The organism is Clostridioides sp. ZZV14-6009, from assembly GCF_020658095.1.
Classification (GTDB): Bacteria; Bacillota; Clostridia; order Peptostreptococcales; family Peptostreptococcaceae; genus Clostridioides.
The window spans coordinates 436056-451111 of the sequence record NZ_JAGWDG010000001.1 but is presented as its reverse complement, the minus strand read 5'-3'; the positions used below and the strand labels follow the sequence as shown (position 1 = coordinate 451111).

General features: G+C 27.2%; 15 protein-coding genes and 1 riboswitch. Of the genes, 4 read left to right on the top strand and 11 right to left on the bottom strand.

All coding sequences use genetic code 11. The annotated features are described in order from the left end of the window. Positions 1 to 233 precede the first annotated feature (233 nt). The gene (locus tag KGF36_RS01990) at positions 234 to 656 is read left to right on the top strand and encodes a DUF3284 domain-containing protein (RefSeq protein WP_227828900.1); all 423 of its coding nucleotides are present in this window, start codon (positions 234 to 236) and stop codon (positions 654 to 656) included. A gap of 252 nt (positions 657 to 908) precedes the next feature. Here the strand turns inward: KGF36_RS01990 and KGF36_RS01985 are convergent, their stop codons facing one another. The 4 genes from KGF36_RS01985 to KGF36_RS01970 all read right to left on the bottom strand — a co-directional run bounded on the left by KGF36_RS01985 (position 909) and on the right by KGF36_RS01970 (position 5253). Further along, positions 909 to 1649, bottom strand: coding sequence for an SIS domain-containing protein (locus tag KGF36_RS01985; RefSeq protein WP_227828901.1), 741 nt, complete (start codon positions 1647 to 1649; stop codon positions 909 to 911). 2 nt (positions 1650 to 1651) lie between these two features. Continuing rightward, entirely contained in the window at positions 1652 to 2911 is a 1260-nt protein-coding gene (locus KGF36_RS01980) for a PTS ascorbate transporter subunit IIC (RefSeq protein ID WP_227828902.1), read from the bottom strand. Between the two features lie 131 nt (positions 2912 to 3042). Continuing rightward, a complete protein-coding gene (locus KGF36_RS01975; protein ID WP_227828903.1) occupies positions 3043 to 3321 on the bottom strand; it encodes a PTS sugar transporter subunit IIB in 279 nt (92 codons plus the stop codon). Positions 3322 to 3333: 12 nt separating this feature from the next. After that, on the bottom strand, positions 3334 to 5253 hold the full coding sequence (locus tag KGF36_RS01970) for a BglG family transcription antiterminator (protein WP_227828904.1): 1920 nt from the start codon (positions 5251 to 5253) through the stop codon (positions 3334 to 3336). Between the two features lie 353 nt (positions 5254 to 5606). On the opposite strand from KGF36_RS01970, the gene KGF36_RS01965 reads away from it, so the two are divergent. Continuing rightward, on the top strand, positions 5607 to 6695 hold the full coding sequence (locus KGF36_RS01965) for a DUF2185 domain-containing protein (protein ID WP_227828905.1): 1089 nt from the start codon (positions 5607 to 5609) through the stop codon (positions 6693 to 6695). A gap of 329 nt (positions 6696 to 7024) precedes the next feature. Here the strand turns inward: KGF36_RS01965 and KGF36_RS01960 are convergent, their stop codons facing one another. The 3 genes from KGF36_RS01960 to KGF36_RS01950 are packed head-to-tail and all read right to left on the bottom strand — an operon-like array spanning position 7025 to position 8790. Then, a complete protein-coding gene (locus KGF36_RS01960; protein WP_227828906.1) occupies positions 7025 to 7792 on the bottom strand; it encodes a DNA alkylation repair protein in 768 nt (255 codons plus the stop codon). After that, positions 7785 to 8375 carry a TetR/AcrR family transcriptional regulator gene (locus KGF36_RS01955; protein ID WP_227854519.1) on the bottom strand — a complete coding sequence of 197 codons (591 nt, stop codon included), beginning with the start codon at positions 8373 to 8375 and terminating at the stop codon, positions 7785 to 7787. Before KGF36_RS01955 ends, KGF36_RS01960 begins: the two co-directional genes overlap by 8 nt. After that, a complete protein-coding gene (locus tag KGF36_RS01950) occupies positions 8368 to 8790 on the bottom strand; it encodes a hypothetical protein (protein WP_227828908.1) in 423 nt (140 codons plus the stop codon). Before KGF36_RS01950 ends, KGF36_RS01955 begins: the two co-directional genes overlap by 8 nt. Before the next feature lie 313 nt (positions 8791 to 9103). On the opposite strand from KGF36_RS01950, the gene KGF36_RS01945 reads away from it, so the two are divergent. Continuing rightward, positions 9104 to 9691, top strand: coding sequence for a DNA-3-methyladenine glycosylase I (locus KGF36_RS01945; protein ID WP_227828909.1), 588 nt, complete (start codon positions 9104 to 9106; stop codon positions 9689 to 9691). A 405-nt stretch (positions 9692 to 10096) separates the two neighbouring features. Here the strand turns inward: KGF36_RS01945 and KGF36_RS01940 are convergent, their stop codons facing one another. The 3 genes from KGF36_RS01940 to KGF36_RS20115 all read right to left on the bottom strand — a co-directional run bounded on the left by KGF36_RS01940 (position 10097) and on the right by KGF36_RS20115 (position 14117). Continuing rightward, on the bottom strand, positions 10097 to 12184 hold the full coding sequence (locus KGF36_RS01940) for a sensor histidine kinase (RefSeq protein WP_255287722.1): 2088 nt from the start codon (positions 12182 to 12184) through the stop codon (positions 10097 to 10099). 195 nt (positions 12185 to 12379) lie between these two features. Continuing rightward, complete coding sequence (locus KGF36_RS01935) at positions 12380 to 13072, bottom strand: response regulator transcription factor (RefSeq protein WP_227828911.1); 693 nt, start codon at positions 13070 to 13072, stop codon at positions 12380 to 12382. A gap of 916 nt (positions 13073 to 13988) precedes the next feature. Continuing rightward, the gene (locus KGF36_RS20115; protein WP_255287723.1) at positions 13989 to 14117 is read right to left on the bottom strand and encodes a hypothetical protein; all 129 of its coding nucleotides are present in this window, start codon (positions 14115 to 14117) and stop codon (positions 13989 to 13991) included. A gap of 210 nt (positions 14118 to 14327) precedes the next feature. After that, a riboswitch (cyclic di-GMP riboswitch) is annotated at positions 14328 to 14424 on the top strand. A gap of 52 nt (positions 14425 to 14476) precedes the next feature. Between KGF36_RS20115 and KGF36_RS01930 the strand changes: the two genes are divergently transcribed. Continuing rightward, a complete protein-coding gene (locus tag KGF36_RS01930) occupies positions 14477 to 14653 on the top strand; it encodes a hypothetical protein (protein ID WP_227828913.1) in 177 nt (58 codons plus the stop codon). Positions 14654 to 14869: 216 nt separating this feature from the next. On the opposite strand, the gene KGF36_RS20110 is transcribed toward KGF36_RS01930, so the two are convergent. Beyond that, the gene (locus KGF36_RS20110) at positions 14870 to 15004 is read right to left on the bottom strand and encodes a hypothetical protein (protein ID WP_255287724.1); all 135 of its coding nucleotides are present in this window, start codon (positions 15002 to 15004) and stop codon (positions 14870 to 14872) included. Positions 15005 to 15056: the final 52 nt, after the last annotated feature.

Genomic DNA, 15056 nt, shown 5'->3' with positions numbered 1-15056 from the left:
ATTAGATATAATATTATATATCTACTCAACAAAAAAATTTATAATCCTTTATGCTTTTAACACTTTCTGTTTTTAAATTTTAATTCGATATAGTAGTATTTTATTAAACGCTCATATACACAGTAATTTAATCATATCTCTAACTTAGATATGACTTTATATGACATATTATACTATTTTATTTATAAAAATAATTTACAAGTATTAAAATTACACACAGAGAGGAAAATAATATGAAAACATTTAAATCTGAAGCTTTATTGAAATACTCTGCAAAAGATATATTTAATATATTTATAAAATCTGCAAGACTAAATTTCCCTAATTTTAATGAGAAAAGGGCAGTAGGTACATTTGTACAACAAAAAAATAATAAAAGATTTAAGGTTGAAATAACTAATTTTGAGAAGAATAGAATATATGAGATAAAAACAAGCAATAACAGAGAAAGTTTTGTTACTCGATATGAACTTATACACATTGATTTAGAAAATACAAAACTTATTTTCACTGAAAGTGAAAGTGATAGAAATATATTTGGAAAAATTAATTCAGTTATTGTAAGAATCTTATTTGGAAAAAGACAACCAGATGAGTTTAATAATTTTATAAAAAACTTAGAGCTAGAACTAGCAAATAAAAAGATTAATTCATAAATGTAAATTAGATACTAATATACTTAAAAACAATTAAATATATTTATTATAGAAATTAAATAATTTAATATTTTATACTATAAAATAAATAAGGAATGCTTTTAATTAATAAAAAAGAGGTTCTTACTTATCTTCATTCGATGTATTACCAAATAATAAAAGCTGTAGATTTTACCTACAGCTTTTAATCGATGCTACTTATTTATATAATTATTAAGACATTTTTGACCTTATTAAAATACTTTCTTCACCTTAATACTCATAGTGAATTACATCTTTATATTCATCAAAAATCTTCTTATTTAACTCATCTCCACCATCTATATTTGCACTATAAAAAATTGGTGGATTCTTTAACCCTATATTAACTAACTCTTGAGTAACTTGAGCTATAATAGAATTCATCACAGTAGTTGCAATTACAGTAGAAGTTGGACTAACTCTTTGATTTAGACCATCTATTTCTACACAGGCATCTCCTTTTTGACCATGATTATCTATTACTAAATCACACACCTCATAAAGATTTTTTCCTGAAGAATGTCTTGAAGATACACTCTTTGAGTAGCTTAAATTAGTTATACATATTAATGTTGCCATCTTTTCTTTAGCTTCCATAGCAAATTCTATACTTACTGGATTTCTACCAGATACTGAGTGAATTATAACTATATCTCCTTCTTTAATTGGAGTCTTATCAGCTAGAGCCACACCATATCCTTCTAGTCTTTCCATCTTGCTAGTGTGAGTTATAGGAGCTGTGTCTAACATTAGAGACTTTGCAAACACTGGATTTATAAGAACACAGCCACCTGCTCTATAAAATAATTCTTCTGTTAGTATTCCTGCATGTGAAGCCCCAAACGAAAATATAGCACTTTTATTTTTTATTGCCTCAACAAGTATTTGTACTGCTTTTTCCATATTGGATTTTTCTTCAGTTTCTATTATATTAATTAATCTTTTTATCTCATTTATGTATTTAAATTCCATGTTTATAATACTCCTCCAAATAATGAACCTATAAACTTACTGATTATACCAAATAGCGAAAGGTCGTTACCGCCAAATATTAGTATCCAGTTTTGAATAGTTCCTGAGTAAATTACAGCAGATATTCCTACTAAAGCTACCATAAATATTGCAGCTACAGCTGTACCTATTATAGCTCCACGTATACCACCTTGTGATTCGCCTATTACTGATGCTGTTCCACACTCAAAGAAAGAAGTTATAACAAGCGGTATAAGTAACATGTTAAATACTTTAAAGTAGTTACATATTAAAATCATAGCTGTAGATGTTAACATGGCAACTAAGAATCCTATTAATACAGCATTTGGCTTATAGTTAAATAGTATTGGACAGTCAAAAGCTGGTAGTGCGTTTGGTACAACTTTTTCTGATATACCTTGGAATGCAGGCATTATTTGATTTATTAACATTCTTACCCCATGAAGCATTATTATAAGACCTGCTCCAAAAGAAAGACCTTGCTTTATTGCATATGTTCCAATAAACTCATTAGTATCTTTAAATGCATCTGGTATTACTATTCCAACCACTATAAACATTAAAAATACTGCCATTCCACCACTTATAGATATTTCTCTAAAGAATGACAGACTTTGAGGTATGTTTATATCTTCTGTAGATTTTTCTTTATTTCCTACTAACTTAGCAACAAATCCTGATATAAGTGCTAAACAACCTGATGGATGTCCTAGTGTAAATGAGTCATCTCCAATAACGTCAAATACATATTTTCTTAATAACCATGGCATTATTGACCAGTAAAGTGCTGATAATACTGCTGCAAAAGCTATTAATACTCCACCATCTAATCCAGTTTCAACTCCTGATGCTACAAATATAAATGGGAACCAGTAGAGCATGTGACCTGTTAAGAAGATTGTCTTAATAGGTGTAAATCTGGCTATCATTAAGTGAAGGCCTAGACCTATAAACATTGATAAACCTATAATTCCTCCATAACTTGCAGTAAAAGTAACATCACTCAAACCTTTTGTTACTGCACCACCACTTATACTTTGGAAAGCTCCATTAATCGGTGCTATTGAACTAACTAACATCCCTGTTCCAGTTTCCATAATTATTATGCCAAAAGCTGCAAGCAATGACCCCTTTATAACATCTGATGCTTTCTTTTTCTGTAGTATAAGGCCAAACGCTGCTATTAATCCAATTAGCATGGACGGATTACGTAAAATATTATTTGAAATAAAATCAAGCATTATTTTTTTAGTGATAGGTTAACTATTTAAGTTTTCTATCACTAAATTCCCCCTCTCTTTCTTACTATTTTTAATTTTAGTAAGTTTTTAGTTTATGTCGGTTAACTTAAATTTACTTTTTAAAATTTATACTATTTCTTATCATTTAAGAAAGTTTGAACAACTTCTGTAACTTCTGTTAAATCCATATACTTCTTAACTGGATATACTGGTACATTACAAGTTCCTTTTAATTCATTTAATAATTCTTGGCTTGTAAATATACAGTCACAATCAGCCCCTCTAGCTGAGTTTATATCTGTATTTTCTACTTCCCCTTCTATACTTAACTGCTTTAGAACCTTTTGTATCGTCATTTTTAATACCATTGATGAACCTACACCAAATCCACAGACTGCCAATATTTTCATTTTAAATTCCTCCTAATTTTGTTTATTTATAAGTTCTAGTATTGAGCTTTTGTCTCCATTAATTATTACTTTTATATTTTCTTCTTCATACATCATCTCCGACAGCGATGCTAATGCTCTGATGTGAGTAGTATTGTCTATAGCAGCTAGTACCATAAATATGTTCACTGGCTTTCCTAATAAATCAACCTCATCTTTTACTATAAGTAAGGACATGGCAAGTTTGTTTACCCCTTCTTTAGAGCTTGCATGTGGTAGAGCAAATCTATCAGCTAAAACAATATACGGTCCATACTTTTCAACTGACTTTATCATATTTTCTATATACAACTCTTCAATAGAGTTGTCTTCTAACAATGGTTTTGAGGCTATTTTTATTGCTTCTTTCCAGTCTTTAACACTTCTTATTATGTTGACCCTCTCTTCATTAATTAATTCCTTTAACATTGGTTGATACATCTCTCCTTCATCTATCTTATGTATTATGTTTAATAAGTCAGCTTTTAGTGATTCTTCGTTATTAATAACTCCATTTTTTCTTATAGCCTGTATTATCAGTTCAAGATTGAAATACTTCTCATTTTCTTTTACACTTATGAGTTTGTTCATAAGTAGTTGAATGTCTGATGTTGTTAAAAGAGGATTTACAACTATTACATTACTTACATTTTGTATGTCTATGGTTGTAATTATGTAATCATAGTATATATTTACTTCTTTTAGTTGCTTAATAGATACTATACCTACTATTTCTATAGTTGGTATGTATTTGTATAGCTGTATTTCCAAACTCTTTGATACCATAAGACCATTAGGACAAACTAGTAAGACTTTATTTTTTCTTAGACCATTATCTCTAGAACCTCTTAAGTATCCTCCAAAATATGCTGCTATAAATCCTATTTCTTCTTCTCTTATACCTTCAAATACAGGAAACTCTTCTTCATTTTCTATAATTGACTTTATAATCTTATAAAGTGACTTATGTTTATACTTAGTTTCGTCTAGCATAGGGTTGCTAATAGGAAACTTAAATCTTATTCTATTGTAAGAAGAATGCAGGTGCCTTAAAATATTTTTTTTAAACTCATGCTTACTTTCTAATTTTATTGCTGTATTTACTTCAAACTTGTCTATAAGTTTATCTACATATGCTTCGACAACATCTTCCTTAACTTCACTATTTAAACTAGGAAGTGAACTTACATAAGCACACACATAGGCTTGTTCATTTTCATTAGCTTCTTCACATAAAAGGTCTTTACAATTATTAAAGTAACTAATTTTTTTAGCTTCATTTAGATATTTATAAGAGTACAAGGTTTTCCCAACTCTTATTCTTTTATTTAGAAACTCTGTAAACTTAGTTAAATTTAATAAAGAGTAATCTGTAAGATTTATGCATCCCTTTGTATCAAAGTTAGTTACTTCATTACTTATAGAATTAATTTCTAATACATTTTCTTGTGTAAGTAGCAAGAAAAGTTCTCTAATAACATATTCATCACCTATTACTTTGTACTTTTCCTTGTATTCTAATTTTAGTCCCATTGTTTGAAGATACTTTTTTATATCGGTTATTGTTTGTACTACTGTGTTTTTTGAAAGTAACATTTCATTTGTTAGTTTTTCTATTGATATTTTTTCATCATGTAATATTTTGTTCAATATAAAAGTTTTTCTATATTCACTATCTAAAAATTTATCTTCTTCAGCCGAAATTATTTTTCTTACATTACCTAAGTTACCTTCAAATATAAATTTGTGTTTTATATTTTTTATATTACCTCTTTTCCCTAATTCTTCGTTTATAGCTAAGATATCATAGTAAACAGTTCTCTTTGATACATTGAACTTTTCTTGTAGTTCTTGTGATGTTACATTGTTATTTTTAATAATAAAATCTAATATTTTTTTAGCCCTTTCCTTCATACTGCCTCCTTAATTTTATTATCTATATTTTACATACATAGTGCCATACCAAATAATTGCACACGATTTTACCTTATTTTATAATTTTGCACAGTTTCACTCTAATCTAAAAGATATACGATACTAAAAAGTATTTTTAAAAAAATATGGCAGTGACACATATTATTTTTTCAAAAAACAAGCTAGACCGAATAAAAAATCCCCAAATTATGTCTACTTAAATAAATAGTACTGTACTGATTTTATACAATCAAATACAATTATTACCATACAAGTTGAAAGACTAGTAAAATACTTCCAGAATCTATTGTGTTGATTATCAAAAAAATTTTAAAAAGATGAGGAGAATTTACATGAAATTATTTAGCGAAAATAAAAAAGAAACAAAAGTCGAAAAATCAGAAATAAAACAGTATATTACTGGTGCAGGTGGCTGTATTGTCAGCAAATCGATTCTCAATGGAACATCAAAACTAAAGTGGCTTTTTAGAGAACATAGTGAATTTGGAAATGGATGGATTGCTTTTGGTGATAAGGATACACAGGAGTATGTAAATAATCCTGAGAACATGGAAGTTGTAGATTTCAATACACTTATTAATATTGAACCAACTGCTTTGAATATTTTTTATATGCCAATAGGAACTGATTTAGAGTTTCACTCTGATAAAAGCGGAAAATATTTTATTGATACAAATACAGGAAAAGAAATTAGAGAACAAGTTAAACATCCTGCACAAATAGCATTTGAAAAGAACCTAAAATTTTTAAATCAGGAAAACTATTCAATAGAATTCTTTCAAGGATTGTTTCAAAAAAGTGAGAAACTGGAACCATTCATAATAGGAAAAGCAGATTTCCCAAGTGGAGAAATTGTCCTTGCAGACCCTCTTGCGTATTTAGGTAGTGAATATATGACTTATTTAGAAAGAAAAATACCTGTTGGAAGTTATTCAGTAGAAATTTCTATCTGCCATTCTAAAATTGCAGGACTTAGAATTGTAGCAGCAAGATTAATTATCAATGACAAAAAACCTATCAAATATGAAATTGCCATGCCAAAGGGAAAGAAAACCGAAGATTTTGGAAAAGCAGGAGCATGGACTTTCTTTGGTGTAGATACAGGATTAGCCTGTTTTTCAGACGCAAAAGTTGCAAAAGAGTATAGTAATTTTATCACAAAATGGCAAAGTGAAAACCCAGACAAAAACAAATATAATGATTATTTTGCAACACTTTTTCAAAAAAGCTATGAAATGCACCCCAATGTACAGAATGAAGGTGGCAATTTCTTACTTTGGCAATTACCACAAACATTCTACAAATTAATTATGTTCACAAGCGGTATGGGCGATGGTATTTACAGCGGATATTGGGGTCTTGATGCAGATGGAGAGGTCACAGAACTTGTAATACCATTTATGAATCCAATATATTTTTAAGATATTAGATTGATTATCAGTTATTACATACAATATATGTTTGCCTCTATAAGAAAACATGTTGAAAAATACAATTTTCTTATAGAGTTTTTTTATAACTACTTTTTAATTACACTTTTTTCATTAGAAAGATATCATCCTGCCATTTTCTTACTTACATATTACCCTTTTTCATTTGTTTCTTTTATTGATTGCTCATTTTGAGAATTTCCCTCTTCTAAAATGATGAATATCCTTAAAAATTCCAACAAAAAGACTTCTAAAGACCAACAATATAAAAAAGAAAAAAGTTGCTACCATCAGCCACAAAACACTTCCTCCTAATACCCTTAGACTTTAATATTAGAATAACTTTCTTGCTTTTTATTTTTTGTTCTTGAAGCATGCCTAATAATCCATTTACATTCTTTTGTTATATTTTCTGTTTGCCAACTAGAAATAATTAATTCAAATTTGTCTTTATCTTCTTTGTATAAATCATTTAGATTATTTGCTACACTCTTTTGAATTGTTTTATCTGTATCATCTTTTAGATTAGACAATAATTCAAAATAAGTATCAAAATAGTCTAAGGCAACATACATTTTTTTTGCCCATGGCAATCGTATTCTGAGACATTCACTAGCTAATCGACGAACTCTTTTATTACTATCTTTACTCCATTCCAAAAGCAAAGCCATAGACTGTTCTGGAAAATTATTTATTATGGTACGCATACAATATTCACTAGTAAATCTTTTTGTTAACTCCTTACTGAAAGTTGTGCTTACTTCAAAATTTTCTCCACCAAACTTCTCTACATACTTTCCAATAGGCCATAACCAATAACCTTCTGTAAACATGCCTAAACTACCTTCTAACTCTGGACCTAGTATTTTCTCAAAAACATTAATAGTCTCCGAATAATTTAAATTGATAGACTCTTTTAAAGCATTTGCCAATAACTCTTGCCTTTCATTGAATTCTAATAATTCAATAGTTGGTTTTATCAGTGAAAAGAACTTATTAATAATAAATTCTGGATATACTGATTTTATTTTTTCAGCTAAGAAGTTTACATATTCAATGTCATAGTAGTCTTTCACTTTCTTAGCCATCTTTTCTAAACCCTTTCAGTAAATGAGAAATCGCTTTATAAACTTGATTTTTATCTAAAGTATTGGCTTCTGCAAGAAAAATAGATAAATCATTTAATGCACCAGAAATCATATGTGAAATCACATGAATATCAAACTCTATTAATTTTCCGTTTTTTTGTGCAATTAAGAGTTGTTCTTCCAAAAGTAAAACAGAATTGTCATTATCCATTTTTTTCCACTCTGTCCACTCTATAATATTAGGTGCTTCGATTAATAATATTCTTTTGTTAGAGTCTAAAGTAGCTGATTGTACAAATCCAACACAACCTAAAATTAACTGTTCCCATATATCTTCAGATGCCATAGCTTCTTTTTCTACATTTAGTCCAACTTCATACTGAACAAGACTTAAAACTGCTTTAAATAGGTTTTTTTTATTTTTGAAATGGTGATATACTGCACCTCTAGTCATATTAGCTTCTTCTGCGATAGCTTCTAATGAGGTCTTTTCATAGCCATACGTAGAAAAATGATTACGTGCAATAGCAATCAAATTTTTTGTAGTGTTTATAGATGCTAATTCTTTTTTATTTTTAGTCATTTTCTTTACCTGATTTCTTATAATTTTCGAGATAATCATTTGATGGCGGAATTATTTGAATAATATCAACCAAAATTTTACTTGGAGTTTCAATAATAAAATGTCTTTGACCAAATTCTTCATTTTTTATATCTAACAAAAGCGATGATTTTTTTCTACTAATTACTTCTGAATATACAGTATTCACATCGTTAACTTCAATATTAAGAATAAGGCCTTCACACTGTTTTCTATACAGTTTAGGTATTGTATCATGTGTACTATCAATCAATGCCAACTCAAAGTCATCATTGTCTTTTAGGCTAATATACCAATCACTATTAAATACTTCCCTGAAGTCAAATAATTCTATAAAAAAATCTGCTTCTTTTCTTATATCATTGCACATTAGTACAGGGTAAAAACTATTTTTCATAAAAATAATCTCCTTTATATTTGGTAACATCAACATAACATACGTACTGTATGTATGTCAAATAACTTTGAATAAAGGCGATTGAGAATTTGTTTTAAAAGAAAGATATAAATTATTTTATAAGCTTGCAGTTATTATCATTTTGGAACAACAAGAGCAGGTAGGAAACGTACCATTTCTGGGAATGCTTCTTATTGCCAGCCTTAGTTAAAATTAAAAAGATTTGATTGTGTGAGATGTTGAATAAATGTATAATATCTTTGTAAGGCAGAATTAATGTAGATTATTTATAAAACAGAAAGGATAATATAACATGAATGAAAAAATCCGATGTGCTTGGTCAGGAAATACCCAAATATATACAGATTATCATGACAACGAATGGGGACGCCCTGTACATGATGATGATAAGCTATTTGAAATGCTAATTTTAGAAAGCATGCAGGCAGGGCTTTCGTGGATAACCATACTTAAAAAAAGGGAGTCCTACAGGGAAGCATTTGATGGATTTAATCCAAATAAGATAGCCCTTTATGATGATAAAAAGATTGACGAACTCATGGCAAACGAGGGCATTATAAGAAATCGTTTGAAAATTAATTCAGCTATAAACAACGCTAAGGTATTTCTTGAAATTAAGGATAAACATGGCAGCTTTGATAAGATGATTTGGAGATATGTAAATAATACTTCTATTGTGGGACATTGGGAAAAAGTTGAAGATTTACCTGCAACAACTCCACTTTCTGATAAGATAAGCAAAGATTTGAAAAAGATGGGTTTTAAATTTCTCGGCTCAACCACAGTTTATGCATTCATGCAGGCTACAGGCATGGTCAACGACCATATTACAGAGTGTTTTGCTTATACAGAAATATTAAAAGAGTATTCTTATGATTAGAAAACTGAAAACGCACAATTATTTTAAAATACAATGGAAAATAGTTGATTTAAAGACTTATCTGAAATTTTTTCAACTTTCCTATCTCCTATAGCTAATTGTACAATACATTTCAACTAGTTTAATTTTTGTTTCAAAATCTATTTTAGATTTTCGTAACATAAAAATATACTCTCTTCATAGCATCAGTTGTTATTATTTCAACTGTCTACTATAAAGGGAGCATATCAAAATTTCCAGTAATATTGAATAAGAAAAAATATATTTACACAAATCTATCTACATTCTCATAAAATTAATTAAAAGTATTCCTTTCTTTAAAAGTATCTACATAATTGTTTTATAGGAAACCTTTCAATATCTTAATTTTTCTGTAAAAATTATATTATATCTTGAAATTTTATTTTAATCTATCTTTATTTCTTCTTCACATTTTTGAAATTCTAAATTTGCTTTAAACAAATCGCCATCTATTTCTATATAGAATTTTCCACCTTGTAAATTTACTAAATCCCTTGCAATAGCAAGCCCTAATCCACTACCTTCAGTATTTCTTGACTCATCAGCTCTTTTAAATCTTTCCATAATCTCACTTGGGTCAAAATTTAACTCATATGAAGATATGTTTTTCATAACCACCTTTACATTGTCACCATTTTCATAAACATCGATATAAACTCTAGTACTTTCTAAAGAATATTTAGCTATATTTGACAGTAGATTTTCAAAAACTCTATACATTCTTCTTCCATCTGCCCATATATACACTTTTTCATTTGGAACATTCAGTCTTATATTTAGATTATTTTTAGACAATTTTTCTTCAAGCTCACCTATACTTTGTCTTAATAGTTGTACCAAATCAATTTTACTAACTTGTAACTCTATATTACCACTACTTACTCTACTCGCTTCAAATAAATCTTCTATCAATAATTTTAACCTCTTTGACTTTGATTCTAGTACATTTATATAATCGTTTATATAGTCTGGTTGTATAGAATCTTCTTTTTTAATTAAATCTACATAATTTATTATAGAGGTAAGTGGAGTTTTTAAATCATGAGATACATTAGTTATAAGGTCAGATTTCATTCTTTCACTTTTTACCTGTTCTTCTATTGCTTTGTCTAGACCTTCTCCAATATTATTTATATTTTCTGCTAAAGATGTAAAATTATCATTTCCACTAATTTTTATCTTATAGTCTAATTCACCATCTTTTATTTTTTCGGTACCCTCTATAACATAACTCAAATAAGAAAGCCTTTTGGTTATATAAAGTGCAAAACCTAAAAATATACATATAGAAAATAACAATCCTAGGCTCACACTTTGAGCGCTGATTATAATTATTAAAACCAAAGATATTATTACTATACCAATAACTTTTCTTGCTAAAGATACTTTTTTTATAGCGTTAATGACCTCCCTTACAGTTTTTATTAACCATAAAATCATTCTAACTATAACACTTGATTTAAATATACACATTTTATTTTCCAAATAGCTTAACTGAACAGTTATAAAAAATATATTATTTGAAATTAGTAATGATGCTATAGAAATTAGTAATATAACATAAGTATTATAGGATGTATTAATAACATACATAAATAGAAGTATTATTGAGATAACTATTATTATTGCATTAAATTCCATAGGTATTTTATTGTATATTAATAAAAATACATTGTCTTTCTTTAATGCCTTACATTTAATTCGTTTACATAATATCATAGACAATAAACATATAATAGCTAAAACTAAACTAGCTACAAAAAATAATTTCACTTTTTCTGTAGCTTGCTTAAATGTTTCAAAGTTATTGTATACAACTCCATCATCTATACTTAGTTCTTTAGGAAAGGATACATAAGCTTTAAATGCCTCATCTATACTATTCAGTTTTAAATCGATATTATTTAATTTTAATTTTTTCCCATTTAGTTTTTTAGTATAAGAATCGTTTTCTACTCCTACTACTATTTCTACATCACAATAACCCTTTACTTTTTGCTTAAATTCATCTAAATCATCATATATTGTGTTAGTATAAAACTCTCCTGTATATGTATTTCTAATATACATTTTTATATTTTTCAAAGAGTTTAAATATTCTATAGATGATAGCTTATTATTTACAAGTTCATCATAATTATTAAAGTAACCATAATCGTTGTCTAAAGCAATATTTTTGCCCTTTCGTCCTGCGTTAAAATAAATATCATTTAATTTCAGTTTTTCTTCTTTGTTATTTTCACTACTTACAGATAGTTTCAAATTGTATAATATCTCTTGTATTGTACTTTCATCAAATATATTGCTGTCATAAAAATCATCAGATATTCGAACAATTCCACTACTTGTAGAAGTTTTTTGTATATTGTGTTTAGGCTCAGCAAATCCTATTGATGCAAATAGTATAGCTAATGGAAACGAAATAGATACTATTATTAATGCTACTAACTTTAATGCTCTATATTTTTCCAAGTTGTTCACCTCATCTACATCGTCAATATCTTATATAAAATAAAATTCAATACAAGCATAATTCCCATAGAGTACATTAAGCTACTTGAGAAGAAGTTAAAACATATAAGAATTCCTAATATTTGTGTAAAAGTAAAAACGACTAAAATCAAAATGCAATTGAATATTAAACTCTTTTCTTTCATAAGTTTTCCGCTAAAATTTTTCAATCTTATAACCAACTCCCCACACCACCTTTAAAAATCTTGGTTCTTTTGGATTTATTTCAATCTTTTCTCTTATTCGTCTAATGTGTACTGCTACTGTATTTTCTGAATTAAAACTTTCTTCATTCCATACTTTTTCGTATATCTCATCTATTGAGAAGACTCGTCCTTTATTTTCTAAAAGAAGTTCAATTATCTTATATTCAATTGGTGTCATTTTTATATTTTCGCCATCAATCTTAACTTCTTTTGTCAATGTATTTAGCTCTAGAGCTCCACTTTTTAAAATTTCTTTACATGTATCTTCATAATTACCTAAAGTTACATATCGCCTTAAGTTTGATTTTACTCTAGCTACAAGTTCTAATAAATTAAATGGTTTTGTTATATAATCGTCAGCTCCAATGTTTAATCCCATTATTTTATCTGTATCTTCACTTTTTGCTGAAATTAAAATTATTGGTATATTTCTTTCTTCACGTATTTTTACAGTTGCTTTGATTCCATCTAATTTAGGCATCATTATATCCATTAAGATTAGATGAATATCATTTTCTGTTATTACTTCTAATGCTTTCATTCCATCATATGCTTTATGTATTTTAAATCCTTCTGATTTAAGATATATCTCTATTGAATCAACAATTTCTTTATCGTCATCTACTACTAGTATATTGTACATATTTTCACTTCCTCTATTGTATAATAATCCTTATATTTATTATACAATATCTTTCACTCCCTTTCTCAATAATGACTAAATTGTTATATTGTATTATCTTACATTTTTATAATTTTTCTTTATATCTATATAATAGAATATAAATCTTAAGAAAATATTATCCTAAATCTTAAATATTTCTTAAGATTTAAGATAAATTGAGGCTTATTTGAATTAATTGATTTGAATTATGTTGTTTTCAGATTACTTTTATTTAAGTGTTTTGATTAGATTAAGCTGAATTGATGTATATTAATTCTTATTGAGTAGTTTTTTTCATAGGTGGAAGAATGGTGGAAGAAATATAGTTTCAAGTATTTATTTTACTATGATACTAGGCACTTATCCAAGTTTTGTTTTTCTCCCTATCAATCTATATTATATAAATATTCTACTAAAATTTATATAAATCAAAAGTGAGCCTATTCAATAATTTAAAATATGTTCAGAATAATAAATAAAATAAAGGTACAAAAAGTTATACTTTCATACCTTCATTGTTTTTATTATGTAATTACCTATAATTTTCATCTTTTAAACTATTAATTTATATATAGATAAAGTCTATATCAACACAATTTTTAAAACAAGAAAATTTGTATAAATAACATTTCCAATTTATACTAAATTATTCTTCTAAATTCCTATAATACTCTTCTAAATAATCTAGTTTTTCTTTACTCATGGGCTTATGTATCGTCGTAAGAGAATGTATAATTTTTCTGTTCTTAGTAGATTTTAATACTTTTTTCTTAAAAGTATCATACTCTTCACTAGTTATTATTATTTTATAATACAATTGAAATCTTATAATATCTCTAGCTAAAAAACCCTTAAAAATTAATCCTTTTAATACTATTTTTAGAGTACTCTTATGCTATCCATACATCTGCTTTATGTCTCTTATTATTTCTTTTTTAGATGTCAAGGAACCTTTTTCCCATAAATAGTTCATTACCATAAATTCTACTCTTACTAACCCTTCTATTAATATTTCTTCTTCCACGCTTTGTCACTCCCTCAAATTCTGTCTAGCTCAAATTAATAATAGAAGCTTCTAATCACAATTGATACAGGTAATTTTTACCATATAATTTATACGTTTAGTTTATTTTTTTTGAAGTAAAATAACGTTCATATTTATAAATTTATCCAATTTTCAAATAGTCATGTTGAATAATAACTAATTCTGTTATATTATTGTAGTTGTAGAATAAAACTAAATCGGCAAAACTAGAGAAATTTAGTGACGCAAAGCTATAGGGACTAAGACTTGTAAAATATCTTATAAGTTATGTCAGCCAGTTGCCAAAAAGATATTTTTCTTTTTGTTTTTATGAAAGTTTTTTAGGGGGATAATAATATATGTTTAGATATAAAATGGATAGATGTACACATATGTTAACTGCTTATATTGGCAGTTCATATGATTATTGTGATTTTATAGATACACAGTTAGATGATTTTATACTAGAGTACAGAAAAAATGTAGTAGAATCTTGTTTGCATCAAGTTATGATATTAGTAAGCAAGTATAATTAAATGAACCTTATTTTCTAGAACACCCTTTTTAGTTTTATCTACTTTTAAATAGCATTATGTTAAAAAATTAATTAAAATATATTTCTAGCATTCACAGTTTTATTTTTGTTAAAATACGATATAATGAAGATGTAAATCTGTGTTAAAAACAAAAAAGAAACTACAATCTATTAGTCTAGGGTGAAGTTTCAAATTCAAAATAATTTAAGTAATGATTTATTCATTAAAATCGTCTTGATTGCTATCAGGACGATTTTTTAGTTTATGTAAAGATTCTTTTAATCTACTTATAGAATTCAATACTCTTATTGTACCTTTATTAGGAAAAAGTTCTTTCATATGTTCATTCATATATTTACACAAAATATAAAAAAATTATATAATCCAAGTAAAAATAGTATTT

Coding starts and splice junctions, on each gene's coding strand:
- KGF36_RS01990 (WP_227828900.1), top strand. CDS start 234: ATGAAAACATTTAAATCTGAAGCTTTATTGAAATACTCTGCAAAAGAT.
- KGF36_RS01985 (WP_227828901.1), bottom strand. CDS start 1,649: ATGGAATTTAAATACATAAATGAGATAAAAAGATTAATTAATATAATA.
- KGF36_RS01980 (WP_227828902.1), bottom strand. CDS start 2,911: ATGCTTGATTTTATTTCAAATAATATTTTACGTAATCCGTCCATGCTA.
- KGF36_RS01975 (WP_227828903.1), bottom strand. CDS start 3,321: ATGAAAATATTGGCAGTCTGTGGATTTGGTGTAGGTTCATCAATGGTA.
- KGF36_RS01970 (WP_227828904.1), bottom strand. CDS start 5,253: ATGAAGGAAAGGGCTAAAAAAATATTAGATTTTATTATTAAAAATAAC.
- KGF36_RS01965 (WP_227828905.1), top strand. CDS start 5,607: ATGAAATTATTTAGCGAAAATAAAAAAGAAACAAAAGTCGAAAAATCA.
- KGF36_RS01960 (WP_227828906.1), bottom strand. CDS start 7,792: ATGGCTAAGAAAGTGAAAGACTACTATGACATTGAATATGTAAACTTC.
- KGF36_RS01955 (WP_227854519.1), bottom strand. CDS start 8,375: ATGACTAAAAATAAAAAAGAATTAGCATCTATAAACACTACAAAAAAT.
- KGF36_RS01950 (WP_227828908.1), bottom strand. CDS start 8,790: ATGAAAAATAGTTTTTACCCTGTACTAATGTGCAATGATATAAGAAAA.
- KGF36_RS01945 (WP_227828909.1), top strand. CDS start 9,104: ATGAATGAAAAAATCCGATGTGCTTGGTCAGGAAATACCCAAATATAT.
- KGF36_RS01935 (WP_227828911.1), bottom strand. CDS start 13,072: ATGTACAATATACTAGTAGTAGATGACGATAAAGAAATTGTTGATTCA.
- KGF36_RS01930 (WP_227828913.1), top strand. CDS start 14,477: ATGTTTAGATATAAAATGGATAGATGTACACATATGTTAACTGCTTAT.
- KGF36_RS20110 (WP_255287724.1), bottom strand. CDS start 15,004: ATGAATGAACATATGAAAGAACTTTTTCCTAATAAAGGTACAATAAGA.